The 25060-nt window shown below is 59.3% G+C and carries 29 protein-coding genes; 16 read left to right on the top strand and 13 right to left on the bottom strand.

The genetic code is table 11. From position 1 onward, the window contains the following. Positions 1–8: 8 nt before the first annotated feature. Positions 9–485 (bottom strand): hypothetical protein, encoded by a 477-nt coding sequence (locus tag KX729_RS10040; RefSeq protein ID WP_219742293.1) that lies wholly within the window; start codon positions 483–485, stop codon positions 9–11. A 76-nt stretch (positions 486–561) separates the two neighbouring features. Further along, a complete protein-coding gene (locus KX729_RS10035) occupies positions 562–1479 on the bottom strand; it encodes an HD-GYP domain-containing protein (protein WP_219742292.1) in 918 nt (305 codons plus the stop codon). Positions 1480–1760: 281 nt separating this feature from the next. On the opposite strand from KX729_RS10035, the gene KX729_RS10030 reads away from it, so the two are divergent. The 6 genes from KX729_RS10030 (at position 1761) to KX729_RS10005 (ending at position 8632) form a co-directional block, all read left to right on the top strand. After that, positions 1761–3149, top strand: coding sequence for a GH1 family beta-glucosidase (locus KX729_RS10030; RefSeq protein WP_219742291.1), 1389 nt, complete (start codon positions 1761–1763; stop codon positions 3147–3149). A 304-nt stretch (positions 3150–3453) separates the two neighbouring features. Further along, the gene (locus KX729_RS10025) at positions 3454–4488 is read left to right on the top strand and encodes a methionine ABC transporter ATP-binding protein (protein WP_219742535.1); all 1035 of its coding nucleotides are present in this window, start codon (positions 3454–3456) and stop codon (positions 4486–4488) included. Continuing rightward, a complete protein-coding gene (locus tag KX729_RS10020) occupies positions 4478–5146 on the top strand; it encodes a methionine ABC transporter permease (protein ID WP_219742290.1) in 669 nt (222 codons plus the stop codon). Before KX729_RS10025 ends, KX729_RS10020 begins: the two co-directional genes overlap by 11 nt. Before the next feature lie 66 nt (positions 5147–5212). Further along, complete coding sequence (locus KX729_RS10015; RefSeq protein ID WP_219742289.1) at positions 5213–5989, top strand: MetQ/NlpA family ABC transporter substrate-binding protein; 777 nt, start codon at positions 5213–5215, stop codon at positions 5987–5989. Positions 5990–6126: 137 nt separating this feature from the next. Next, positions 6127–8322, top strand: coding sequence for a bifunctional diguanylate cyclase/phosphodiesterase (locus tag KX729_RS10010; RefSeq protein ID WP_219742288.1), 2196 nt, complete (start codon positions 6127–6129; stop codon positions 8320–8322). 43 nt (positions 8323–8365) lie between these two features. Next, a complete protein-coding gene (locus KX729_RS10005) occupies positions 8366–8632 on the top strand; it encodes a hypothetical protein (protein ID WP_219742287.1) in 267 nt (88 codons plus the stop codon). Here KX729_RS10005 and KX729_RS10000 read toward each other — a convergent pair. The 4 genes from KX729_RS10000 to KX729_RS09985 all read right to left on the bottom strand — a co-directional run bounded on the left by KX729_RS10000 (position 8629) and on the right by KX729_RS09985 (position 11433). Then, the gene (locus tag KX729_RS10000) at positions 8629–8955 is read right to left on the bottom strand and encodes a low molecular weight protein tyrosine phosphatase family protein (protein WP_219742286.1); all 327 of its coding nucleotides are present in this window, start codon (positions 8953–8955) and stop codon (positions 8629–8631) included. The genes KX729_RS10005 and KX729_RS10000 overlap by 4 nt on opposite strands. Then, the gene (gene trhO / locus KX729_RS09995; protein WP_219742534.1) at positions 8952–9896 is read right to left on the bottom strand and encodes an oxygen-dependent tRNA uridine(34) hydroxylase TrhO; all 945 of its coding nucleotides are present in this window, start codon (positions 9894–9896) and stop codon (positions 8952–8954) included. Before trhO ends, KX729_RS10000 begins: the two co-directional genes overlap by 4 nt. A 78-nt stretch (positions 9897–9974) precedes the next feature. Then, positions 9975–10961, bottom strand: coding sequence for a CHAD domain-containing protein (locus tag KX729_RS09990; protein WP_219742285.1), 987 nt, complete (start codon positions 10959–10961; stop codon positions 9975–9977). After that, complete coding sequence (locus KX729_RS09985) at positions 10936–11433, bottom strand: CYTH domain-containing protein (protein WP_219742284.1); 498 nt, start codon at positions 11431–11433, stop codon at positions 10936–10938. The genes KX729_RS09990 and KX729_RS09985 overlap by 26 nt, the downstream gene beginning before the upstream one ends. Positions 11434–11585: 152 nt before the next feature. Here KX729_RS09985 and KX729_RS09980 point away from each other — a divergent pair, with 152 nt between their 5' ends. From KX729_RS09980 to KX729_RS09970, 3 genes are all read left to right on the top strand, one after another. Beyond that, positions 11586–12224 (top strand): 2-dehydro-3-deoxy-phosphogluconate aldolase, encoded by a 639-nt coding sequence (locus KX729_RS09980; protein WP_219742283.1) that lies wholly within the window; start codon positions 11586–11588, stop codon positions 12222–12224. Between the two features lie 49 nt (positions 12225–12273). Further along, complete coding sequence (locus tag KX729_RS09975) at positions 12274–12654, top strand: GFA family protein (protein WP_219742282.1); 381 nt, start codon at positions 12274–12276, stop codon at positions 12652–12654. Between the two features lie 132 nt (positions 12655–12786). Then, positions 12787–13500 (top strand): tellurite resistance TerB family protein, encoded by a 714-nt coding sequence (locus KX729_RS09970; protein ID WP_219742281.1) that lies wholly within the window; start codon positions 12787–12789, stop codon positions 13498–13500. On the opposite strand, the gene KX729_RS34530 is transcribed toward KX729_RS09970, so the two are convergent. Together KX729_RS34530 and KX729_RS33475 are read right to left on the bottom strand one after the other, a co-directional pair. Further along, positions 13497–13685, bottom strand: a complete 189-nt coding sequence (locus KX729_RS34530) for a heavy metal-binding domain-containing protein (protein WP_376775947.1) — start codon at positions 13683–13685, stop codon at positions 13497–13499. The two genes, KX729_RS09970 and KX729_RS34530, sit on opposite strands and share 4 nt — an antisense overlap. Continuing rightward, a complete protein-coding gene (locus KX729_RS33475; RefSeq protein WP_246617502.1) occupies positions 13615–13995 on the bottom strand; it encodes a YbjQ family protein in 381 nt (126 codons plus the stop codon). The genes KX729_RS34530 and KX729_RS33475 overlap by 71 nt, the downstream gene beginning before the upstream one ends. Before the next feature lie 154 nt (positions 13996–14149). Between KX729_RS33475 and KX729_RS09960 the strand changes: the two genes are divergently transcribed. Continuing rightward, positions 14150–14842 (top strand): GNAT family N-acetyltransferase, encoded by a 693-nt coding sequence (locus KX729_RS09960; RefSeq protein ID WP_219742279.1) that lies wholly within the window; start codon positions 14150–14152, stop codon positions 14840–14842. Continuing rightward, positions 14839–15039 carry a hypothetical protein gene (locus tag KX729_RS09955; RefSeq protein WP_219742278.1) on the top strand — a complete coding sequence of 67 codons (201 nt, stop codon included), beginning with the start codon at positions 14839–14841 and terminating at the stop codon, positions 15037–15039. The genes KX729_RS09960 and KX729_RS09955 overlap by 4 nt, the downstream gene beginning before the upstream one ends. 44 nt (positions 15040–15083) lie before the next feature. Here the strand turns inward: KX729_RS09955 and KX729_RS09950 are convergent, their stop codons facing one another. Next, positions 15084–15956 carry an aldo/keto reductase family oxidoreductase gene (locus tag KX729_RS09950; protein WP_219742277.1) on the bottom strand — a complete coding sequence of 291 codons (873 nt, stop codon included), beginning with the start codon at positions 15954–15956 and terminating at the stop codon, positions 15084–15086. 96 nt (positions 15957–16052) lie between these two features. On the opposite strand from KX729_RS09950, the gene KX729_RS09945 reads away from it, so the two are divergent. Further along, positions 16053–16961, top strand: coding sequence for a LysR family transcriptional regulator (locus KX729_RS09945; protein WP_219742276.1), 909 nt, complete (start codon positions 16053–16055; stop codon positions 16959–16961). Here the strand turns inward: KX729_RS09945 and KX729_RS09940 are convergent. From KX729_RS09940 to KX729_RS09930, 3 genes are all read right to left on the bottom strand, one after another. After that, positions 16958–18019, bottom strand: a complete 1062-nt coding sequence (locus tag KX729_RS09940) for a nickel/cobalt transporter (RefSeq protein WP_219742275.1) — start codon at positions 18017–18019, stop codon at positions 16958–16960. The genes KX729_RS09945 and KX729_RS09940 overlap by 4 nt on opposite strands. Beyond that, positions 18013–18657 carry a DUF1007 family protein gene (locus KX729_RS09935; RefSeq protein WP_219742274.1) on the bottom strand — a complete coding sequence of 215 codons (645 nt, stop codon included), beginning with the start codon at positions 18655–18657 and terminating at the stop codon, positions 18013–18015. Before KX729_RS09935 ends, KX729_RS09940 begins: the two co-directional genes overlap by 7 nt. 244 nt (positions 18658–18901) lie before the next feature. Next, on the bottom strand, positions 18902–19798 hold the full coding sequence (locus KX729_RS09930) for a LysR family transcriptional regulator (RefSeq protein WP_219742273.1): 897 nt from the start codon (positions 19796–19798) through the stop codon (positions 18902–18904). Positions 19799–20325: 527 nt separating this feature from the next. Between KX729_RS09930 and odc2 the strand changes: the two genes are divergently transcribed. The 4 genes from odc2 (at position 20326) to KX729_RS09910 (ending at position 24738) form a co-directional block, all read left to right on the top strand. Continuing rightward, complete coding sequence (odc2, locus tag KX729_RS09925) at positions 20326–21459, top strand: ornithine/lysine decarboxylase (protein WP_219742272.1); 1134 nt, start codon at positions 20326–20328, stop codon at positions 21457–21459. A gap of 120 nt (positions 21460–21579) precedes the next feature. After that, complete coding sequence (locus KX729_RS09920) at positions 21580–22149, top strand: GNAT family N-acetyltransferase (protein WP_219742271.1); 570 nt, start codon at positions 21580–21582, stop codon at positions 22147–22149. Between the two features lie 265 nt (positions 22150–22414). Beyond that, positions 22415–23221 (top strand): aldo/keto reductase, encoded by an 807-nt coding sequence (locus KX729_RS09915; protein ID WP_219742270.1) that lies wholly within the window; start codon positions 22415–22417, stop codon positions 23219–23221. Then, on the top strand, positions 23218–24738 hold the full coding sequence (locus tag KX729_RS09910; RefSeq protein ID WP_219742269.1) for a GMC oxidoreductase: 1521 nt from the start codon (positions 23218–23220) through the stop codon (positions 24736–24738). The genes KX729_RS09915 and KX729_RS09910 overlap by 4 nt, the downstream gene beginning before the upstream one ends. 94 nt (positions 24739–24832) lie before the next feature. Here the strand turns inward: KX729_RS09910 and KX729_RS09905 are convergent, their stop codons facing one another. Then, positions 24833–25051, bottom strand: coding sequence for a tautomerase family protein (locus KX729_RS09905; RefSeq protein WP_219742268.1), 219 nt, complete (start codon positions 25049–25051; stop codon positions 24833–24835). Positions 25052–25060 lie beyond the last annotated feature (9 nt).

Raw genomic sequence — 25060 nt, 5'->3', positions numbered from 1 at the left:
CGTTATACTCAGCTGAGATATTCGACGCCGGAAACCCCGATAAGGCCGCCCGAGGTGCTGGAGACCTTTGCCCGCGCCCTTATCGGTGCCGCTTTCCAAGCATTCGCAATGCATTCGAATGTTTCGTCGCGGAGATAGAAAAGATAGTGGCAGTTGCCGTGTCCCGGCATCGATTGCCAGTCATCCGGTTGATCGCGCAACGGGTCTTCGCCGGCAATCTCGTAAAAATGGCCCCAAGCAGGCGCAAGCCTTCCATAACGGCACTGGCCGCGATACCAGCCCTCATCGTTGAGGTCGCTGAGAAGCCAAGCATGACAATCAGTAAAGGTCAGTTTTATCGCCGCAGATTCTTCGCCTTCCCGGGACGCTACGGTGACGAGGAGTCGTAATTCCAGCGTCAAACCATCGATCGAAATCTCCGGCAGGGGCACATTTGGCTCAACATTCCAATCGGTGTTAAGGCGGATGAATTGTGGAGAGGTCATTCGACTGTTTCGATGTCAGTGGGTTGGTTTCACTAAATCGTTCTAGCGACTCTTCAAGTGATTGTCTGTGGCCAGCTCATTCGAACATCGAGCCGAGGCGGATCACCAGTCTGCGCTCGAAGAGCTGAGGGCGCTCGAACATCCAGCTGAGCGCTTTGGCGGTTTCCCAGCCTTTCTTATAGGGCCTTTCGCTGGTCAGGGCGTCGAAGACGTCGCAGACGGTGCAGATTCGGATGGGCAAGCTGATCTGATCTGCCTTCAGGCCGAGGGGATAGCCGCTGCCGTCCAGCACCTCGTGGTGCAGCCGGCAGATGTCGAGGATCAGCTCGGGGACGTCGGGAAATTTCCTGAGATGCCGATAGCCAAGTTCGGGATGTTCACGTACTATCTTGAGTTCTTCCAGGGTCAGGCTACCGGGATTGTTGAGGATGGCGTTCGGGATCAGGAGCTTGCCGACATCATGCAGCATGCCGGCCTGACCGATCATCCGGGCTTCGGCATCGGACATGTCGAGAAGGGTGGCGAGTTTTCCCATGAGCGCGCTGACGGCGATCGAGTGGATATAGGTCGCCTCGTCCTTTGTTTTCAAACGTGTCACCTCCAGAAACACATCCGGTGCGCTGTCGATCATTCGAATCGCAGCGTCTGCCGCAAGCCCAATGTCGTCGAGGTTCAATTCTCCAGCGCCCGCGGCATCCAGTCCGCGTCGGGCGGTCTTCAGCGTTTCGCCGATAGCGGCTTTCATCTCCGCGGGATTGCTTGACGGTTTGGTTAGGGGATTGGCTCGCTCGAGGAGGGCGGTTACGTCGATGCGGCTTCTGGAGCAGTTTACCAGAACAAACTGAGCCGACGTGTTCCTTATGGCCTGCAGCTCAGCATCGGATTCGAGCATGAAGCGGCGGCGCTTGAACTCGGAAACGGGGCACTCGATCCCCTCGATATACATGCCCAGACGAACCACATTCTTGGAAATGCGTATTGTCAAATCCAACATCCCCCCGATTTTTCCAAGATTGCTCCTCAAAATATAATAAATTACTGATTTTGCATGTTGCGCTTTCAATATTGCTCCGATTATTCGGAGAATAGATTGCGTTTCATTTGGGGCTCTATTTCAGGGTGTTTCTTTGAAGAATGCCTCTGATAAGTGCGCCATTTTGCACGGCCTGGTTTGGGAAATCCTTGCGAAACGCTGTACATCGTCGCTCCCCTTGGCTAAACCACCGGCTAAAATCTGCGGTTTTCCGGCGCTGCAACGATACAGGATGACAAGGCATGACGATCTCCAAGACACCCGATCCCAAGGCCTTCGCTTCTCGTTTCCCTGGCGACTTTCTCTGGGGTGTTGCAACTGCCGCTTATCAGATCGAAGGTTCGACCAAGGCGGACGGGCGCAAGGCCTGTATTTGGGATGCGTTTTCTAACATGCCGGGCCGGGTATATCAGGGCCATAACGGCGACGTTGCTTGCGACCACTACAATCGCTGGGAACAAGATCTTGATCTGATCAAAGACATGGGTGTCGAAGCCTATCGTTTCTCGATTGCCTGGCCGCGCATCATTCCGGATGGCACAGGCCGCATCAACGAGAAGGGGCTCGATTTCTACGATCGCCTGATCGACGGCTGCAAGGCGCGTGGCATCAAGACCTATGCGACGCTTTACCATTGGGATCTGCCGCTGACGCTGATGGGTGACGGCGGTTGGGCGGCACGCTCGACGGCTTATGCCTTCCAGCGTTACGCCAAGGTGGTGATGGCGCGGCTCGGCGACCGGCTGGATTCGGTCGCGACCTTCAACGAACCGTGGTGCATCGTCTGGCTCAGCCATCTCTATGGCATTCACGCGCCGGGCGAGAAGAACATGCAGGCGGCGCTTGCCGCCATGCACCATGTCAACCTGGCGCATGGTCTTGGCGTCGAAGCGATCCGCCATGTGTCGCCGACCGTGCCGGTCGGTCTGGTGCTGAACGCTTCGTCGATCATTCCGGGTTCCGACAGTCCGGCCGATCTGGCGGCCGGAGAACGCGCACACCAGTTCCACAATGGTGCCTTTTTTGATCCGGTCTTCAAGGGCGAATACCCGAACGAATTCCATGAGGCCCTCTCCGACCGCATGCCGGTGGTGGAAGAGGGCGACCTGAAGATCATCAACAAGAAGCTCGATTGGTGGGGTCTCAACTATTACAAGCCGGACCGCGTGCATGATGATGCGGAACGGAAGGGCGATTTCCCATGGACGGTCGAGGCCAAGCCGGCGAGCGACGTAAAGACGGATATCGGCTGGGAAGTCTATTCGCCGGGTCTGAAGTTGCTCGTCGAAGACCTCTATCGCCGTTACGACCTGCCGGATTGCTACATCACGGAGAACGGCGCCAGCTACAACATGGAGCCGGTCAATGGCGAGGTGGATGACCAGCCGCGCCTGGACTATTACGTTGAGCACCTCTCGGTCGTCGCCGATCTGATCAAGGACGGTTATCCGATGAAGGGTTATTTCGCCTGGAGCCTGATGGACAATTTCGAGTGGGCGGAAGGGTATCGGATGCGCTTCGGCCTCGTGCATGTGAATTACGAGACGCAGGAGCGGACGGTCAAGAAAAGCGGCAAGTGGTACCGCGACCTTGCCTCGGAATTCCCGAAGGGCAACCACAGGCCGGGTTGATCTCGCAGTTGCGAGAAGAATTTTTCTGGGATATGGGATAATTGAAAAATCATCCCTGTCAAATGGGCGCGTCTGCGGGCATTTATGCGGCATCCAAAAGAAGCCGCCCGGCTTCCTGTACAACCGCCGAAAGCTGATCGACCATGCTCCGGAACGTCATTTGTCATCGAATGTGCCGTCTGGCCAAATGAAGTGAAGCGGCGAAGTTTCGCCGGGATGACCAGACCAATTCTGAGAGCTTAAAATGACGATCTCCCAAGCCGCGGCTCAAGTCGCGCCGGCCCCGGTGGCCGTTTCCACCCCGATGGTGGCCTTCGAAGCGGTCACGAAACGCTTCGGTAATGACAGCAATCAATTCACCGCGCTGGATGGCGTCGATCTTACCGTAGCCCGTGGAGCGATCACCGGTATTATCGGTCGCTCCGGTGCCGGCAAATCCACCTTGATCCGCCTCGTCAACGGGCTGGAAAAGGCAACGTCAGGCCGGGTTGTCGTGGACGGTATCGAAGTCGGTGGCTTGCCGGAGAGCGGGTTACGCGATCTGCGCCGCCATGTCGGCATGATTTTCCAGCACTTCAACCTGCTGTCGTCGCGCACCGCCTTCGACAATGTGGCGCTGCCGCTGGAGATTGCCGGTCTCGACCGAAAGCAAATCCGCGACAAGGTCGCGCCGCTTCTCGATCTCGTCGGTCTCGGTGACAAGTCGGATCGTTATCCGTCCGAACTGTCCGGTGGCCAAAAGCAGCGTGTCGGCATTGCACGCGCGCTTGCGACTTCTCCGAAGTTGTTGCTCTCCGACGAGGCAACATCGGCTCTCGATCCGGAAACGACGCAGTCGATCCTGGCTTTGCTCAAGAAGATCAATGCCGAACTTGGCCTCACCGTTCTGCTCATCACCCATGAGATGGAGGTGGTGAAGACGATCGCCTCCGATGTGGCGGTGATCGATCGCGGCAAGATCGTCGAGGCCGGGCGTACGTTCGATGTCTTCACCGGTGCCAAACACGAAACGACGCGATCGCTTCTGTCCGCCGCCGTCGGCACGCAGCTGCCGGAATGGATACGCGCAGGCCTGAAGCCGCAGCCTTCGATCGGCGATCGCATCCTGGTGCGGCTGATCTTCTTCGGGGATACGGCCTTCAAACCGCTGACCGGGCGCCTCGTCGCCGAACTTGGCGCCGACGTCAACATTCTGGCCGGCAGTATCGAGGAAATTGCCGGCGAGCCCTATGGTTCGCTGGTCGTCGCCTATCCGGCTGATCCGGCGGTCATGCAACGCGCCAACGAGTTTTATGCCGCAACCGGTCTCGCCACGGAGGTGCTCGGTTATGTCGCTTGATATGCTTATCGGCCTTCTCCTGAAGGCGCTGAACCAGACCGCACAGATGGTGGCGATCGCCGGCCTGATCGGCTCGCTGATCGGCCTGCCGATCGGGGTCTTTCTGGCGACCAGCGGCAAGGGCGAGCTTTTCCCGGCGCCTGTCGCCAATCGCATTCTCGGCGCCATCGTCAACGCGACGCGGTCGACGCCGTTCATCATTCTCGTCGTGGCGATCATTCCGTTTACGCGGTTCGTCACCGGCACGTCGATCGGCACCTATGCGGCGATCGTGCCGCTGACGATCGCGACGATCCCGTTCTTCGCCCGTCTGGTGGAAGCGGCGATCCGCGAGATCGACAAGGGGTTGATCGAGGCCGCCCGCGCCATGGGCGCCACGCCGCTGCAGATCGTCTTCAAGGTTCTGCTGGCCGAAGCCCGGCCGGGCATCACGCTGGCCTTCACCATGACCATCGTCAGCCTGATCGGTTATTCGGCCATGGTCGGCGCGGTCGGCGGTGGTGGTCTCGGTGATCTCGGTATCCGCTACGGTTACCAACGCTTCATGCCGGATGTGATGCTCGCCGTCGTCGTGGTGCTGATCGTGCTCGTGCAGCTCGTCCAGAGCGCCGGTGACGGACTTGCCCGCCGCTTCGACAAGCGCAACCGCAAAAACTGATCGCTCAAAAAACTGAACCTTCAGTCCTCCCAAGACTGGACAACAAACGAACCTAAGGAGACATCCATGAAGAAGCTTATCCTGGCGGCTGCTTTCGCTGCCGCTGCCGTCACCTCCGCTCTTGCCGAAGACATCAAGATTGGCGTCACGCCCGGCCCGCACGCCCAGATCATGGAAAAGGTCAAGGAAGTTGCGGCCAAGAAGGGCCTCAACATCCAGATCCTCGAATTCTCGGACTACGTCGTTCCGAACCAGGCGCTGGCCGATGGCGAGCTGCAGGCCAATTCCTTCCAGCACAAGCCTTACCTCGACAACCAGGTTGCCGACCGCAAGTACGACCTCATCAGCGTCGCGCAGACCGTCAACTTCCCGATGGGCATCTATTCCAAGAAGGTGAAGAACCTCGCCGACCTGAAGCAGGGCGCGACCGTTGCCATACCTAACGATCCGACGAATGGCGGCCGCGCGCTGCTGATCCTCGCCGACCAGGGCCTGATCAAGGTCAATGCCGCCAAGGGCCTGAAGATCGGTCCGGCCGACGTGACCGAGAACCCGAAGAAGATCGAGTTTGCCGAACTCGACGCCGCGCAGCTGCCGCGCTCGCTGGATGACGTCGATGCGTCGGTCATCAACACCAATTACGCAATGGAAGCCGGCCTCAACCCGAAGACCGATCCGATCGCCAAGGAAGGCGAAAAGGCTCCCTACATCAACATCATCGCCGTCAAGGCGAAGGACAAGGATGCCGCCTGGCTGAAGACGCTGATCGAATCCTATCACAGCGATGCCGTGAAGGACTTCGTCAACACCCAGTTCAAGGGCGCCGTGATCGCCGCCTGGTAAGATTTCGGGCTGTCAAAGAACAGTCGAATTTTCGGAAAAACTGTTGAGCCAGCCTTCGTTTCGGAGGCTGGCTCAGCTTTTTTAACGGTATCTGAAGGAATGCCCGCGAAGGATGTGGTTCTCTACGGGGATCTTTCATGCGGCTCATTCCGTATCGCTTTCGCCGCTCCGCCAAACTCGGCCGTCGCTCTCAAGTGACGTCGATGCTGCTTGCCTTTGCGGTGGTTGTGACCCTTGTCACGATCTTCATTCTGACGGCACTCGATCGTATCGCCGATTACGCCAACCGGCTGGATGACGGGCGGTCTCGCGAAACGACGCTCGGCGCCATTCAGACATTCGAAGAGCAGCTGCACGCGACGCTGAACGACTACGCCGCCTGGGACGATGCAGCGCAGTTCGTTTACGCCGATGATCATGAGTGGATCGCCAGCAACTACGGCGAGATGACGGTCAATAGCGACCTCTTCGACGTCGCGCTGATCATGGACGCGCACCAGAACGTGCTGATGGCTTATCAGGACGGCCATCCCGTCAGTTGGCCGCCGGAACGGTATTTCGATACATCGCTGCCGACCTTGTTCGACAAGGCGAGTACCACGGGCGGTCAGACCGCGCCGGAGGCCACGGGATTTGCCCAGACCGAGACCGGGGTTGCTGCTGTCGGCGTCGCGTTGATCCGCCAGAAATCCGGCGAGCTCGATCAGCCGCCGCAGGGCCGCCGTTATCTGGTTTTCGCACGCCATCTCGATCGTGAAAAGATCGAGAAGCTGGCACAGACTTACGTCATCGGCGGGCTGCGGTTTGTCCAGGATGGCGAAAATTCCGGCCATACAGTCGAAATCCGCAACGTTCACGGCAAGGTGCTGACGCGCCTTTCCTGGCTTTCACGCCTGCCGGGCGACTTGGGTTATGCGGAAGTGCGGCCGCTTGTTTATTGCGCGCTTGCCATGGTCGGCCTGTTTTTCCTGCTGCTGTTCGTCAGCGGCAGCAACACGCTGGATCGTCTGAAAGCCGACGAGGCGGCGGCACGGCATCTCGCCATGACCGATCGGCTGAGCGGTCTTCTGAACCGCACGGGTTTCTTTGCGGCGCTCGATGCGCTCGTTGTCGAAAGCAGCCACAGGAACGAGCATGTAGCGCTGCTTTATCTCGACCTCGACGGCTTCAAGGAAGTCAACGATGCCTATGGTCATGGCACTGGCGACAAGCTGATCCGCGGCGTGGCGGCCGGTCTGAAGGCATTGGTCGGGGATCGGGCGGTTCTGGCACGCGTTGGTGGAGACGAGTTTGCAATCGCGCTGTCGACCACGGATCTGGCAAGGGTCGTAGACGCGCTGAGCGACCATATTCTGGGATTTTTCGACGAACCTTTCGTGATCGGCGAACGGGTCGCCACGATTGGTACCTCTATCGGCGTGGCGATCTCGCCGCGCGGCAGAATTGCCGGCGAAGAGCTGGTACGCCGTGCGGACATGGCCATGTACCATGCCAAGGAGACCGGCCGCGGCCGCGCCGAATATTACCGGCCGGAAATGGACGCGCAGCGCGAAGAGCGCAATATGCTTGAAATCGATCTTCGGATTGCAATCGAGCGGCGCGAACTGACGGTGGTCTACCAGCCCGTCGTCGAAGCCTCGACATGGCGGCTTGTTGGCGTCGAAGCGCTGGCCCGCTGGAACCGCAACGGATACGGCCCCGTCTCTCCGGACATTTTCATCCCGATTGCGGAATCAACCGGCCTGATCGACCAGCTCGGCCTGTTTGTGCTGCACAAGGCCTGCGAGACGATTGCCATGTGGCCGGAGCTCAAGGTGTCGGTGAATATCTCACCCGGCCAGTTCCGCGACCCGGCGTTTGCGCTGCATGTCGGCTCCGTTTTCCGCAAGACCGGCACGGATACATCCCGCGTGACGCTGGAAATGACCGAAGGCTATTTTATCCAGAGCCCAGAGCGTGCCCGTGCGGCGCTCGCCAAGCTGAAACAGCTCGGCGTGAAGATCGCGCTCGACGACTTCGGCTCCGGCTTCTCCAGCGTCGGTTACCTGCGCCAGTTCGGCTTCGACCGGATGAAGATCGACAAGTCGCTGCTGGATGCATTGTCCGAAGGTACCCGCGCGATCGACATGCTAAATGCGACCGTGGCGCTTGCCCGTTCACTGGATATCCCGGTGACTGCCGAAGGCGTGGAGACCGAAGCGCAGGCGATGCAGCTGAGGCTGACCGGGTGTGATGAATTGCAGGGATATCTCTTCGGCAAGCCGATGTCGGTTGAGGAAATCGACGAGATTTATCGAGGTGGAAGACGTCCAAGGGCTGTCGGGGCGGCGTGAAGCGCTAGGGCTGACAACACACATTGTCCGCAGAGGAGCCTTCGTGACATCACCGCTGTTCAAAATCCTGCGCCAGCTCGACGAGGCAAAGATCCACTACTTCATCGAACGGCATCAACCGGATACGGTCAATATTACTGCGACGGTCGTTGGGCAGCGTATCGAGATAACGGTTTTTGAGGATGATCGTGTCTGGATATCCCGCTTTATTGGACACGAAGGCATTAAAGACGAAGACGCCCTGCATAAGATTATCGAGCAGACTCGACTCGATAATGAACTGACCGAGCAGGCACGCGACAAGACCTAAAGAAATTGCGGAACCTTGGCCTTCAGTATGTCGACGAGAACGGGATCCATGAAATCGTAGTCGTCGGGGATATGAAGGCAGATCAATCGCTTGCCGTTCATCGCCGAGCGATACTTCTTCAGCAGCTTGTTGCGATGCGCCTTCTCCATCACGAAGATCACATCCGCCCATTCTATCAGCTCGTTGGACAGCGGGTTTTCCGCATCGTTGTTCGTGCCGGCCGAGGAGGTTTCGATGCCGGGCCAATCGGCAAAAACCTGCTCGGCGGTCGGGCTGCGCAGCCTATTCTGGCTGCAGATGAACAGGACGTTTCTGGTCTTCATCCGCCGATATGCTTCTCGCCGCGCTTCTTCGCCAGCGCGATCTGCAGCTGACGCTGGCGATAGCGGAGGCGGTCGTCTTCCGTGCGGCTGTGGTAGCAGTTGGAGCAGGAGACGCCTTCCTCGTAAAGAGGCGAGGTGATCTCTTCGGCCGTGATCGCGTTGCGGCAGGCATGGCAAAGTTTGTGGTTGCCTTCCTTCAGCCCATGTTCGACGGAAACGCGTTCGTCGAAGACGAAGCAGGCGCCCTCCCACAGGCTTTCTTCCGGTGGCACTTCCTCGAGATATTTCAGGATGCCGCCCTTGAGGTGGAAGACCTCGTCGAAGCCCTTTTCCTTCATGAAGGCGGTCGCCTTCTCGCAGCGGATGCCGCCGGTACAATACATGGCGATCTTCGGCTTGTTGTGCAGGCCGGGATTGTTCTTCACCCAGTCCGGAAACTCGCGAAACGTCTTGGTCTGCGGATCGACCGCGCCCTGGAAAATGCCGATCGCCGTCTCGTAGTCGTTGCGCGTATCGATGACGATCGTTTCCGGATCGGAAATCAGCGCATTCCAGTCCTTCGGATCTACATAGGTGCCGACGATCCGGTTGGGGTCGATGTTCTCGACGCCCATGGTGACGATTTCCTTCTTGATACGCACTTTCATGCGCAGGAACGGCATCTTGGACGCGCGGCTTTCCTTGTGCTCGAGCTTTGCGAGCTCCGGCTGCGCGCGCAGATAGGCAAGAAGTCCGGTAACCGCCGCATCCGTGCCGGCGACGGTGCCGTTGATACCCTCGTTCGCCAGCAAAAGGGTGCCCTTGATGCCGTTTTCGTCGCAGAAAGCCTGCAGCGGCTCGCGGAACGCTTCGCAGCGTTCGAAGCGCGCGAAGTGATAAAGCGCTGCCACGAGAAATGCACCCGTCGGTTCCGGGCGGGGAGAGGTCTGGATTTCGGTCATGGCGCTGAAATACAGCCAGATGCCCGGCGGCGCAACGGCTCCGTCCGTCATTTTGCCGCGATGTGATACCGGATTGCTTTAGCCGATCAGCGCTTGCTCTTCGTCCGGTTCGAACTGAGGCTTGGCAGCCTTGATCGGTTTGCGCTTCTTGCGCGGAATGGCGCTCGCCCGCTTCCACAGGACGGCAATCAGGTCCGCCTCGTTGTCCGCGCCATCGGCAAAGACTTCGTGGGCCTTGTCCAGCGCTTCGATCCGCAGCGTCTGCTGACGGGTTATGATGGCGCCGAGAATGAGCGCCAGTGTGTCGCCGGCGCCGAACAGGTTGGGGTTCTCATCGACCAGGCCCGTCAGGACAGAGAGATCGTGCTCATGGCCAAGTAGTTCGACCAGCAGCTTGGCTTCCGCCTGTTTCGCCCGCATCGCCGACGGCCAGATGTCGCGCAGCAGCGAGAGATGCATCCAGTAAATCTGGCCCGATTTGCGCAATTCGTGAAAGACCTCGGAATCGGCATGTTCCTCGCAGCCCGCAAGTGCCGAAAGCGCCTGCAGGCGCTGCTTTTTCCAGACCTTTGCAAGGCGCTTCGCCGTCTTGTGCGGGCCGTCGTCGAGATTGAGCTCGCCGAGTGCCGCGGTCGCTTCGTGGCAGGCATCGGCTGCGGCGGACATTCGGGCGGGCAGATCGTGTTCTTCGGAGGCAATACGGTCGCGGCGCTCCGTCAGTGCCTTGGAGGCAACGCTCAGCGCGGCGAACTCTTCCCGCGAGCCGGCGTAAGAGGCGAGGTAGTCAACCGTTTCGACGAGCGCCGTCGCGTCGCGCACGGCTGACAGGGTCTGCGCCATATCGCGGATGCGGGCATTCTCCCGGGCGCGAAAATCCTTTGCATCGAGCTGGATCAGGCGATAGAGGGCGCGCACCCGCTTGAAGCGCTTGCGGGCCTCGTGAACGGCTTTGTGCGGCCCGTCCGGTTGCTCCTCCAGAAGGTGGATCGCATGCGAAAGCTGGCTTTCGGCGACCGAGCGGATTTCGGCCGTGAAGGATTTACGGGGCCGAAGGCGATAAGGCATCAACGAGTTCCTTGCTCAAATCCTCGGTGGCCATCACGGCGTTCGAATAACGCCGGTCTCCGGTGATCTCCTGGCCGACCCAGGATGGAATATCCGGCTGCGCAGTTTCGCTTTCCAGTTCGACTTCTGCAACGACAAGACCGAGATAAGTGCCGCCGAACACGTCGACCTCCCAGGTATATCCCTGGTGTTCGATCCGGTGACGGGTCTTTTCCAGCACGATGCCGGTGGCGCATTTCGCCATTTCCTCGGCATCGGCAAGCGGGATTTCGTATTCGAATTCGTCGCGCGCGACGAGGTTCTTGCCGAGCTTGATGGTGAGTTTCGCGTGCCTGCCATCGACGATACGCACCCGCACCGATCTGTCTTCAGCCGCCGCGACATAGGCCTGCAGGAAACGGGAGGATGTCGACGCGGCATCGCGCCAGTCTTCGCCGGTTACCAGAAACTTGCGCTCGATTTCCTTGGCCATGCCGTCCCTTCGCGTACCCACCGGGAGCAACCGTAGTCCAAAGGCTTTGTCCCGCAAAGCCATATGCGCGCAGGACCGGTTTTTTCTCGACAACGGTGGTTGCGGACGTTATTTCCTGCGGCAGATTTCAATCGTTTTAGCGGAGACCTTCCATGACCGGCAAAACCGAAAAGCTGCTTTCCATCCTGAAACTGCAGCCGGTGGTGCCGGTGCTGATCGTCGACGATGCGAAGTCGGCAGTCGGCCTCGCAAAGGCGCTCGTCGCCGGTGGCCTGAGGGCAATCGAGATCACCATGCGCACGCCGGCCGCACTGAATGCCGTGAAGGCTGTTGCCGCCGAAGTGGAAGGCGCCAATGTCGGCGCCGGCACGATCCTCAATGCTCGCGACTGGGAAGCGGCCGTCAAGGCCGGCTCGACCTTCATTGTTTCGCCGGGTGTTACCCCGGGCGTTCTCGCGGCTGCCAAGGATTCCTCCGTGCCGCTTCTTCCGGGTGCGGCGACTGCCAGCGAAGTGATGACGCTGCGCGAGGCCGGTTACGACGTGATGAAGTTTTTCCCGGCCGAACAGGCCGGCGGCGCTGCTTATCTCAAGGCGCTGTCGTCGCCGCTCGCCGGCACGCTGTTCTGCCCGACCGGCGGTATCTCGCTGAAAAACGCCAATGATTATCTTTCGCTGCCGAACGTCGTCTGCGTCGGCGGCTCGTGGGTGGCTCCGAAGGAGCTGGTTGCCGCGGGTGACTGGGCGGGCATTACCAAGCTCGCTTCGGAAGCTTTTGCGCTGAAGGCCTGAGCTTCAGATTAAGCAATAGGTTCGGCGCGATCGTCTGGGAGGAGCGATCATGCACAAGGGATCATGTCTTTGCGGTGCGGTGAGCTTCGAGATCGAAGGTGACCTTGCCGCGCCCGATGCCTGTCATTGCTCGAAATGCCGCAAGCAGACCGGTCATTATCTGGCAACGACAGACGTGCCGAGGGATCGGCTGACGGTTCACGGCGCTGAGAATGTCAGCTGGTATCAGTCCTCCGAAAAGGTGAGGCGCGGGTTTTGCAAGACCTGCGGCTCGTCGCTGTTCTGGGATCCGCCGCATCGGGACTGGATGGGCGTGGCAATGGGCGCGTTCGACACGCCGACGGAAACGCATTTGAAGATGCATATCTTCGTGGCGGACAAGGGCGACTATTACGACATTGCCGATGGGCTGCCTCAGAACCAGAAATGAACCAGCAGAGACACGTCAAAGTGGTATGTTGAAGTGTTGAGCGGGCTTCATGACTGTATTTTCAACCCGTCTTTGTAATTTCACAATCGCATTCCTATCTTCCTGCTCAAATGCTTTGAGGGAGATCAAGCGATGTTCGACGCGAAAAAACTTCTCGACCAGTTCCTGGGGTCGCAAATTCCGGGTCTGTCTGGAACGGTGAAGGATCGGGCAGGGCAGGCGGGCCAGCTTGCCAAGGACAACAAGCTCGCCACCGGCGCGATCCTCGCAGCCGTCCTCGGTACGAAGACAGGCCGTCAGCTTGCGGGCAATGTGGCGACCGTCGGCGGCATCGCGGCGATAGCCGGCCTCGGTTATCTTGCCTACAAGAACTACCAGTCCGGCAAGTCGCCGGAAGCCGTACAGCAGCCCGCACCGCAGGCTGAAACGCCGCTTCTGCCGCCGCCGGCCGATTCTCCCTTTCATCCGCAGTCCGCTCAGCTTTCCAACGATTTCGCGTTGACGTTGATCCGCGCGATGATCGCCGCCGCAAAGGCGGATGGTCATATCGATGCCTCCGAGCGGGCCAATATCATGGACAAGGTTCATGCGGTCGATCTCGGGTCCGAGGCGGAAGCCTTCATCCAGAATGAACTCGCCAATCCGGTCGATATCGATGATCTCGTCGCGGCCGCCCGCACCGAGGAGCAGAAGGTCGAGCTCTACGCCGCGACCCGCCTGACGATCGATCCGGATACGCGCGCCGAACGCGGTTATCTCGATCTGCTCGCCGGCCGTCTCGGCCTCGACGATGCGCTGATCGACCATATCGATGCGACGGTTTCGGCTGCGAAGGTGAAGGTCTAGTCTTTCGGGACCAGCCTGACGGCGGTGCCGGTGGCGGCAACGAAAAGGATGCCGCCGCCCGAGCCTGTCGATAATTCGTTGAAATCGAACTTGATGCCGATGATCGCGTCGGCATCAAGTTTGGCGGCGGCAAGACGCAGCTCGATCAGGCAGGCAGTACGCGCATCTTTCAGCGCTAGTTGCACCGTACGGCTGCGGCCGCCGAAGAAATCGCGGAAATTGGCGGTCCTTGAATATGTTAAGCCCGACCGCGGCTTCGGAGCCGACGATATCGATGATGCCGTCGATCTGGCGGTTGGGGATTTCATTTGTCGTGGAAACGATCAGCGCCAGAACGCGCGGATCATTCAGCTCTTCCGGCGTCGGGACTGTTTCGATCTCCTTGATCGCCGAGGCCATGCGCCCGGCTTCCGCTTTTTCGCGGCAATCCCGGCAGCGGCCGCCCTTCAGATCACTGAAGCTGACGTCTCTCTCGCATGATGTGCAGACTGGCATTCGAACCCTCCTGTCACCTAGTCAGAGGAAAGCAGAGGAATGGCCCAGTGTCCAACGAGAAATTGGGACGATCGGTCGCCCGGCGGCGCGCGTGCTCCCGGTTGCGTTTCGTCTGATGCTGTCCTAAGCCTCTTGGCTTCGAACAGAGGCTTCCATGCGCGATCTCAAGAATTACAAAGTTTCCGCTCCCGGTCCCGTCACCCTGAAGGGCCGGTTTCTGACGCTAGAGACTTACGATCGGGAAAAGCATCTCGCAGGTCTCTGGGATGCGCTGGGCGGGGCCGAGGCGATCAACGATCTGCTCAAATATTTCCCGAACGACGATTATGCAACGGCGGACAGTCTGGATCTCTGGCTGCAGTCGATTCGCCAGAGCGGCGGTTACGTGACGCTGATCGCGATCGAGAACGCTTCGGGCAAGATCGTCGGCATGGCGAGCTACATGCGGCCGGATCCGAAAAACGGTGTGATCGAAGTGGGTTCCGTGGCGCACGGGCTGGCGATGAAGCGCTCGCCGATGTCGACCGAGCTGCATTACCTGATGGCGAAACATGTCTTCGAGGGGCTGGATTACCGCCGCTACGAATGGAAGTGCCATAACGAAAACGAGCCGAGCAAGGTGACCGCGCGGCGTTACGGCTTCACCTTCGAAGGTGTTTTCCGCCAGCACGTCATCTCGCGCGGCGCCAACCGCGATACGGCGTGGTTCTCGATGATCGACAGCGAATGGCCTTTGATCAAGGCCGGTTTCGAAGCCTGGCTTTCGCCGGATAATTTCGATGCGAGCGGCCAGCAGAAGCGCAAGCTGGAAGATATCCGCGCCGAGCTTGCGAAGGACGTAGCATGACGCCGGAAGCAAAATCTCAGGCGATTGCCGCGGCCGTCATTCTCATCGTGGTCGGGCTCGTCATCTATTTCCTGCCGACCATCGTTCTCGGCATCGCGCAGTTTTCGCCGGTGCTCGGCGTGATCGTCGGCACGCTGCTGCTGCTCGGTTTCTTTGCGATCTTCTGGCTGCGCGCCCGCTACCAGCGGCGCAAATAGGCAATAAGCGAGCGGCGCACGCAGCGCCGCTCGCTTCATCCGCATCAGGCCTTTGCGGCGATGCCGTTCAGTTCCTGCATCGCGTCTTCCGGCAGATCGAGATCGGCGACGGCGAGGTTTTCCCGCAGGTGACCGACCGATGACGTGCCGGGGATCAGCAGGATATTCGGCGAGCGCTTGAGCAGCCAGGCGAGTGCCACCTGCAGCGGCGTCGCGCCGAGGCGGGCTGCAACATCCGACAGCGTCGAGGACTGCAGCGGCGAAAAGCCGCCGAGCGGGAAGAAGGGTACGTAAGCCGTGCCTTCGGCCGCCAGCTGGTCGATCAGCGCATCGTCTTCGCGATGGGCCAGATTGTACTGGTTCTGGACGCAGACGATCTCGGTGATCTTGCGGCCATCCTCGATCTGTTTGCGAGTCACGTTGGACAGGCCGATATGCTTGATCAGGCCCTTGCGTTGCAGTTCGGCCAGCACCGTCAGCGGTGCCTCCAGTGAACCCTCCGCCGGGCCATGGACATCGAACATGGCGCGCAGATTGACGACTTCAATCACGTCGAGGCCGAGATTGCGCAGGTTGTCATGGACGGCAGCTTCCAGGTCTTCGGCTGAGAATGCCGGGTTCCAGGATGCGTCTGCACCGCGACGTGCGCCGATCTTGCTGACGATCACCAAGTCCTGCGGATAGGGGTGCAGCGCCTCTTTGATGATCTGGTTGGTGACGTGCGGGCCGTAGAAATCGCTGGTGTCGATATGATCGACGCCGCTTTCGATCGCCTCGCGCAATACGGCGAGCGCCGCATCGCGGTCCTTCGGCGGGCCGAACACGCCCTTGCCGGCGAGCTGCATGGCGCCGTAGCCCATCCGCTTCACTGTGCGATCACCGAGTTTGTAAGTACCTGCGTTGTTGATGCTGGACATGGTGTCTCTCCTTTTCAGCTTCGAACGAGAGATAGGCCTGATTGATCCCATGAAAAATGGGGTATAATCCGGACGGGCTGTACGGGGAAGCGAACAATGAAAGTCGATCTGGGCGATCTCAATGCTTTTCTGGCGGTGGCACGCGCCGGCGGGTTTCGGGATGGTGCGCGCGTCAGCGGCGGCAGCGCCTCCGGTCTCAGCGATGCGGTGCGCAGGCTCGAGGCGCAGCTTGGGGTGCGGCTCCTCAACCGGACCACGCGTAGCGTATTGCCGACGGAGGCAGGACAGGGACTTCTCGATCGGTTGAGCCCGGCGCTCACCGAGGTTGAGGCGGCATTGGACTTTGCCAGCGGTTTTCGTGATCGGCCGGCGGGCACGCTGAAGCTCAATGTGCCGGTGAGTGCGGCCCGGCTGGTCCTGCCGCGGATCATACCCGGTTTTCTCGCAGCTTATCCGGATATCCGGCTGGAGATCATGACCGATGAGAGTTTTGTCGATGTGATCGCGGCGGGCTGCGATGCCGGCATTCGCTATGACGAGCGGTTGGAGCAGGACATGATCGCGCTGCCGATCGGCCCGCGCATCCAGCGGTTTGCCAGTGCGGCGTCATCCGCTTATCTCGACCGCCGGGGGCGGCCGGAGCATCCGCGCGATCTTCTTGTCCATGACTGCATCCGAGGCCGTTTTGCGAGTGGTGCGCTGATCGTCTGGGAGTTCGAGAAGGATGGCGAGGTTGTGAAGGTCGATCCGAACGGTCCGCTGATGGTGCAGCCCGGTGGCGGGTCCGATCTTGCGGTGGATGCGGCGATTGCCGGCACCGGAATCATATCGCTATTCGAAGACTGGCTGCGGCCCTATTTCGAGAGTGGAGTTTTGGAGCCGGTATTGAAACCCTGGTGGGTGCAGTTCTCGGGGCCGTTTCTTTACTATCCCGGCCGTCGCCTCGTGCCGGCGCCGTTACGCGCCTTCATTGACTATATCAAGGAAAACGGAACTTGGGACTAGCCGCCGATGCTTGTGCTTTGCAGCGATGCGCCAAGCAGCGACAGGCCAACCAGAAGCACGAAGAGTGCGCCGCCGATCTCTATGGCATGGCTGATCCGCCGACCGGTGCGCGAACTCGGGCCGGCGATCTTCAGCGCGATATCCTTTGCCGAGACGGCTAGAATCGCAAGGATCGCGACGGTGATTGCCGTGCCGACAGACATGGCGAAGACGGACAGGATGCCGCCGAGATAAAGGCTGTTCAGCAGCGAAAAGCTCATGACAAGGATCGCACCGGAACAAGGGCGCAGGCCGACCGCGATGATCGCCGACCACGCCTCCCGCAGGCTGAAATCCTTGGCTTTCAGCATCTCGGGATCGGGCATATGGCTGACGCCGCAGGTTTCGCAATAATCGCGGTCACCCTGGTAGTCGTGATCGTCGATCTCCACCGCCTGGAATTTCAGGCCCGTCGAGTTTCGCCCGGTTGACGGGGCGTTGAAGAGCATGGCCGTTGCGGTTTCGGGCACGCGGACGACGCGCATGCGTAGCGCGCGGATTTTCTTCACCAGCAGCCAGGCACCGAACAGGGCGACCAGTGCGAAACTGGCAATCTCCATTGCCTGGGTCGCTGCCGTCATGGTGATGCCCGACCCGCGCAGCACGAAAAAGGCGGCACCGACCAGCGCGATCGCCACCACACCCTGCAGCATGGCCGAGATGAAGGAAATGACGATGCCGCGCTTCAGGGCGATCTCGTTGGCGATCATGTAGGAGGAGATGACGGCCTTGCCGTGGCCGGGGCCGGCGGCATGGAAGACGCCATAGGCGAAGGAAAGGCCGATCAGGCCATAAAGCGCCGAGGGGTCTTGGCGCATCGCTTTCAGCGCGCCGGTGAGCGAGCGGTAAAAAGCCTGCTGATAGTGGTTGATCCAACCGAAGAAGGGACCAAGCGGGCCGCCGATGGAAAACGACGGTTCGGCCGAGCCGACGCCGAGCGGGGATTGCGCATGCGCGACGCTGGCGACTGCCAGCAAAGTCAGCGCGGCAAGGGCGAAGGCACGGCGGTTGTTCAGCATGTCACTTCCAGCCGGGTGGCGAAGAGTTTGGTCATGTCGGTGCCGGTCGGATCATTGAAGAAGGCGTCCGTCAGGCTGGCGCTGTTCTGCGAGATGATTTCGTCCGGGTCCGGCCGCACGACCTTGTGCTGGCACTTTGCAAAACCTGCGCCTTTGGCGATGAGGTCCTTGTCGGTCGGGAAGTCGATCGAGGTGTACATGGTCGGGTCGTAGATGCCGAAGGTAAGGCGGCCCTTCAGCTGCACCGGCTTTTCGGGCTTCACGGCGAAGATGACGAGAAGCTGGTTGCCGTCCAGCGTCGCGTGGATGACATCCGGCTTCGTCACGCCGACGCTCGCGCCATTCACCGTGATGGTGGTGAAATAGTGATAGTCCGCAAGCGACTTGCGCATCGTCTCACCGAGTTCTGCGAGTTCCTTGGCGTCGAGCTTCAAATCGGTGTTCTTGTCGAAATCGAGAAGCACGCTGGAGGAGAAGACCTCGTCGAAGCGCCAGACATTCTGGAGCTCCGCGACATTGCCATCGGCGCCCGCGACGACTTCGAGCCTTGCTTCCGCGAAGATATGCGGGTGGGCGAGGGCGGGCAGAGGGGCGGCGCAGAATGCCAGCGCTGCAAGGGTCAGTCTTCTCGATCGCATGCGGCGTTGTCCTGGCTTTTTAACAAATGGATTTACCCGGAGCCCCCTCACCCGTCCTCCGCTTCGCTCGGATACCCTCTCCTCGATGGGTAGAGGGGGACGGTGGCGTTGCGGCTTTTCCCTTCTCCCCTAGGGTAGAAGGTGCCCGAAGGGCGGATGAGGGGGCTCCGAGTTGATTCCTATATCTCGTCCGTTTGTGCTTTGCAGCGTAAATAGGACGGAATTTCGACTCACTTCCAAGTGGTCAGGGCTGCTGGCGACGGAACCAGGCTGCGAGAAAATCGACGAAGCTTCTGACCTTTGCCGGCAGATACCGACGATGCGGGTAGACGGCATAGATGCCGCGGTCTTTCGGAATATATTCGTCAAACAGCGAGACGAGTTCGCCGGTCTGCAATGCATTGGCCGCGATGAAATCAGGGACGATCGCAACGCCTAAGCCGGCGCGGGCGGCGCGCAAGGTCGCTTGCGGGGTATTGATTTCGATCGGCCCGGCAACGGCGACCGAAATCGTCGAGCCGTCGGTGTCCGTGAACCGAACGCTATTGTGCCAGCGCAGATTGGTGTCGATGATGAAGGGGACGCGGTTCAGGTCCTGCGGATGTTCGAGCGGGCCGTATTCGGCCACGAAATCGGTCGTCGCGACCGCATAGACCCGAAAATCGGAGAGCTTGCGGGCGATCAGGCCGGAATCCTCGAGCTTGGTGATCCGGATCGCGAGATCGAAGTTTTCCTCGATCAGGTCGACGAACCGGTCTTCCGCGACGATCTCCAGTTGGACATCTGGATGACCCTTGGCGAAATCGATCAGTGACTGGCCGACTTCCGCATCGATGAAGGTGCGCGGTACGGAAACGCGCAGGCGCCCCTTCAGATCGGCATTGTTCTCGCGCACCAGGTCGGCGAGATTGTCGATCTCCTTCAGGATGTCGGCAGCGGTGCGATAATACGTATGGCCGGCCTCGGTCATGGAGAACTGGCGGGTCGTCCTGTTGAGGAGAAGCGCGCCCAGATCGTCCTCCAGTTCGCGCACATATTTGGAGAGCAGCGCCTTGGATCGACCGGTCCTCCGGGCTGCGGCTGAAAAGCCTTCTGCTTCAACCACATCGATGAAGGCCCGCATGCGCGTCAGCGTATCCAAATGTCACCCCATTGGTTCTGCGAATTTTTAGGTGGGATGTTCTCTTTCCATGTGCAATGCGAATTTTCGATGAAGGTCAAAAAAACTCTTGATTATGACCGCGAATATTCTTATCTCCCGGTCAGCCCAAAGTCGCACGTGCCCGTGGGTGTCCGCCGACCCTCTATTTGGTGAGGTCATCGGTAAGGTACCTGGAACTAACCCCTCCAGTCGCTATTCCGGCCATCCGGGAAATGCGAGGACATCTGAAGCAACGACGGTGCGGGCCTTTTTGTTCTCTCCCTGCTTTCCATCAGCGGGGGTTACTGAAGAGGCACACCATCATTGCCGGAAGTGCGGTAGGGACCTCCCTCCAATCCATGGCAGACAAAGCCGGATCATTGTCCGTGGCAGGACGTTGATCTACTTACCGCGCGTTTGAGCGTGTCAAGGTACCAGTGTCTCCACCGACTGGTCCTGGCGCATGTTCATTCGTCCTTTGTCCTCCGGTTCATAGCCGGAGCCTTGAGATTTGAAGGGACTGACCCGTGACCACTGCTCGTATCCTCGATTTCATCAAGACCCGTCGTCCGGAAGGCCCGTGCCTGGTTGTCGATCTCGACGTCGTGCGCGACAATTTCCATGCGTTCCGTCATGCCCTGCCGGATAGCGCGATCTACTATGCGGTCAAGGCAAACCCGGAACCGGCAATCCTCAAGCTGCTCGCCTCTCTCGGCTCGAGCTTCGATTGCGCTTCCGTCGCCGAAATCCAGATGGCACTCGACGCCGGTGCAACGGCCGACCGCATCTCCTTCGGTAACACGATCAAGAAGGAGCGCGACATCGCTCGTGCCTTCGCGCTCGGCGTTGGCCTCTTCGCCACCGACAGCCATGAGGAAGTCGAGAAGATTGCCCGTGCTGCTCCGGGTGCGAAGGTATTCTGCCGCGTGCTGACCGATGGTGAAGGCGCCGAATGGCCGCTTTCCCGCAAGTTCGGCTGCGTACCGCAGATGGCCGTCGACGTTCTCGTCTACGCTCACCAGCTCGGCCTCGAGTCCTACGGCGTATCCTTCCATGTCGGCTCGCAGATGACCAAGGTCGATGCCTGGGATGCGGCTCTTGCCGATGCCAAGCGTGTCTTCGGCCAGCTCGCAAAGCAGGGCATCGTGCTGCAGATGGTCAACATGGGCGGCGGTTTTCCGACCAAGTACCTGCGCGACGTGCCGAAGGCCGAAGAATACGGCAAGGCGATCTTCGCTTCGCTCCGCAAGCATTTCGGCAACAACCTGCCGAAGACGATCATCGAGCCGGGTCGCGGCATGGTCGGCAATGCTGGCGTGATCAAGGCTGAAGTCGTCCTCGTGTCGAAGAAGTCCGACAACGACAACCACCGTTGGGTTTTCCTCGACATCGGCAAGTTCGGCGGTCTCGCCGAAACCATGGACGAAGCCATTCGTTATCCGATCCGCACCGAGCGCGACAGCGACGAAATGGAGCCCTGCGTTCTAGCCGGCCCGACCTGCGACAGCGCCGACGTGCTGTACGAGAAGAACATGTACCCGCTGCCGATCACCCTTTCGATCGGCGACGAAGTTCTGATCGAAGGCACAGGCGCCTACACGACCACCTATTCGGCCGTTGCGTTCAACGGTTTCGACCCGCTCAAGGCCTACGTCATCTAAGGCGTTTTGCTGGTCTGACGTGACCTGATTGCCGCGGCCCCCGTTCCTCCAGGCGGGAGCCGCGAATTCACAATGATCCTCCGATACCGTCTGAATCGGTTTTGAGTTCGGGAGGCCAAGATGGCCACTGTTCTTGATTCTGTCCGCGCCCTGTTTGCGCCGAACAACACTTTCACCATCGATGCCGAAAACCCGGCTGACGTCGTGGCTCGCGAAACCCTGCTCGATCGCGTCATGGGCGCCGATCGCCGCAAGAAGTCGTCGGAAAAGATCCGCCGCAACCGCGTTCCGGCCGAAGGCCTGGCGCTGGTTGCCCGTGACAGCCATGGCCATGTCATCGGCACGGTGCGCCTGTGGAATATCGAGGCCGGTATTTCGCCGGACGGCCAGGCGCTCGAAGCCTTGCTGCTCGGCCCGCTGGCGGTCGATTGCGCCCATGAAGGCAAGGGCATTGGCGGCGCGCTGATGCGTGCGGCGATCGCTGAGGCTCACAAGCGCGAGCATGGCGCCGTTCTGCTCGTCGGCGACGCGGCTTATTACGAGCGTTTCGGCTTCTTTGCCGACAAGACCCGGCATCTCGTCATGCCCGGCCCGTTCCAGCGCGAGCGCTTTCTAGCGCTTGAGCTGAAGGCCGGCTGGCTGGAAGGTGCCGCGGGCATGATCGTTGCAAGCGGACGCAAGCTGGCCTGATATAAATCATTCCAGAGGCCTCGCGTCTGAACGATCTGTCCCCAAACCGCCTGCTCTGCGAGTGCACGTCTTGAGTGCTTGCGGGCAGGCGGTTTTGTTTTAATTGTTTAGTACAAATCCCGTAAACAGGCGTCGGTCATCTTCCAGGTTTGATCATGGTGTAAGCCGCGAAGCCGCCGTCTTAACTATATGATAATTGCCGGTGAGTTTTGTTGGACTTCGGATTTAAACCTTGTAGTTTGGGAAAAATTTCAAGGAGATCGGTTTGAAGCAGGTTAATATACCAGGGATTGAATTGCGTTGTTCTAAATTTGCTTTGGGAACTGCCTCGCTTTTCAATGCTGGAAGCAAGGATAAGCGGTACAGGCTGCTTAAATCTGCGGTTGATGCCGGCTTCACCCATTTCGATACTGCGCCTTACTACGGTTTCGGCGCTGCGGAACGGGATCTCAACCAAGTCCTGCGAGAGCATCCAGATCTCACGGTCACCACCAAGGTTGGAATCTACTCGCCAGGTGGGGAATCTCAATTCGACACTGCGATCTTTCTCAGGAAGGTTGTCGGCAGGCTGATAAAGCCGATTTCTAGGCCGACGAAAGACTTCGGTCTTTCGCGGGCGAAGGTTGCCCTGGAGCAGAGCCTTAAGCGGCTCGGGCGAGACCATATTGATGTCTACACCCTGCATGAGCCGGATCCTGAATCATTCAGAACCGATGAATGGCTTTCCTGGCTTCAGGATACAGTGAAGTCCGGCAAGATTCGATATTTCGGTATCGCAAGCACGATAGACCGAGTGGGACCGATCGCGGAAGAATGCATTGGTCTTTGCCAATATGTGCAGGTGCTTGACAGCCTGGAAGGCCGGGAAGCTGATTTGCTGGGTCGCTATGGCCTGCCGATGCAGGTTACCTATGGTTATGTGAGCGGCGCGCGCAAAAACGGCAGTACCGCCTCTGTCGAACAGATTTTGTCCGACGCGTTGAAGCGCAACAAGGACGGTGCCATCCTCGTCAGCACGCTGAAGCCTGAACGTATGAAGCAATATGCGAGAATCGCAGAGACGGCCCAATGATCAAGGACCTCGCCGGTGCGAAGGCGGCTGAGATCACGGCCGAGTTTCTGATAATCGGCGGCGGGACCGTCGGCTTGCTGACCAGTGTATGGCTGGCGGAGGCCGGACATAAGGTCGTATGCCTTGAATCCGGTGGGTTTCACCAGGAGGAGGACGAGCACCCGCTCAACGAGGTCGTCCATCTGAAGTCCGTTTACAGTGGCGCTGCGCACGGCCGATTCAGATGTATCGGCGGCACATCGACAAGATGGGGTGGGGCGCTCATACCGTTTCAGGAGGCGGATCTGAAGGCGGCCGAGTGGCCTATTTCCATGCGCGAGCTCGACCCGTTTATTCCAGGAATACAGGCGCAGTTCGATCTTTCCGGCGGCGATTATGACCTGCCTGAATTGTCCTCGCCTACTCATGTCGCGCGCCTCGCCAAATGGCCTCCCTTCAAGAAAAGAAACGTTTTCAATCTGTTACAGGAGAAGGCAAGAACGCTGCCCAATCTCGAGATCTGGCTGAATGCAACCGCGACGGATTTTTCTGTTCAGGATGGTTTGTTGCGGAAGGTCCGGGCTCGGACGGTTTCCGGTGACGAGTTGTCGGTATCAGCCGATCACATCATCATCGCTGCAGGAGCCATCGAGACCACCCGTCTCGCATTGCTGATGGATTTTCAGAACGGGGAAATCGTATCCCGCACTTCGCCGGCACTGGGACGATATTTCAGCGATCATCTCTCCGTTCCAGTCGGGGAAATGGTGACGCGGGCGCGGGCCGAGTTGAACCGGCATGTCGGTTTTCGTTTCGAAAGCAACGGGACGATGCGCAATCTGCGCTTTGAACTCGGTCAAGACGCCGATATCCGTGCTGCTGCCCCTGCCAGTTTTGCGCATATTGCCTTTGAGACTGACGGTAACGGCGGATTTGACGTTTTGCGTAACATATTCCGCAGTTTACAGAAAAGGCGGCTTCCCGGCGCGTCGGATATACTCGGACTTATCCGCACCGCTCCCTGGTTGATAAGGGCGGTGTGGGCAAGGTTTTACGGCAAACGCTTGCTGTTTCCAGATGGAGCGAAGCTGCCGGTGCATATGGTTATCGAGCAGGAGCCCTCGCAGGAGAACAGGATATCCCTGTCGAAAAACAGGGAGGATGTGTTTGGCAAGCCTTTGGCCGAGATTACCTGGACGGTTACCGACAGCGACAAGGCAAATCTGACGCACGCAGTCGATGTCTTCCAAGCCATGTGGCGCAAGCTCCCGTTGTCTGCTTCGACCGAATTCATGCGGAAGCCGGAAGGTGCAGCAGAAGGGGAAATGGCGCTCGGTGGCGGTATCTATCATCCCACTGGCTCCACGCGCATGGGACGGACTCCAGATGAGGGTGTCGTCGATATCGACCTGCGAATGTTTGCTGTCCCAAATGTTCGTTTGCTCGCGACCTCTGTTTTGCCCACTGGTGGCGGAGCCAATCCGACGATGATGTTGCTGCTCCTGGCGGCACGCTACGTGGCCCAGGTTTCAAAATAGTCGATACGCCTGGAGATCATCGCAGCTGCATGAGGCAGGTGCGATAATCTGATGATCGTAATTCTCCGGGCCGAGAAAGCAGTTTTGCGTTGAACTAGACGGGGTCCTTCGCCCGGTATTCCGGAGGCAGGATGAAGATCTCGTCGGCGCGGCCGTAACCGCCGTCCTTGACTTCCTCGATCAGCACCATGGTATGCGGCCGGGCTGCTTCGGAGAAATACTCCACCAGCATGTCCGTCGCACGGTGCATGATTTCTTCCTTCTGGGCACGGCTCAGCGCGCCTTCGGGGGTTTTGATGTTAATGAATGGCATCGGTTTTTC

It is taken from the genome of Neorhizobium populisoli (assembly GCF_019430945.1).
GTDB lineage: Bacteria > Pseudomonadota > Alphaproteobacteria > Rhizobiales > Rhizobiaceae > Neorhizobium > Neorhizobium populisoli.
Note: the sequence above shows the minus strand (reverse complement) of the source record. Positions and strands in the feature narration are given on the sequence as shown.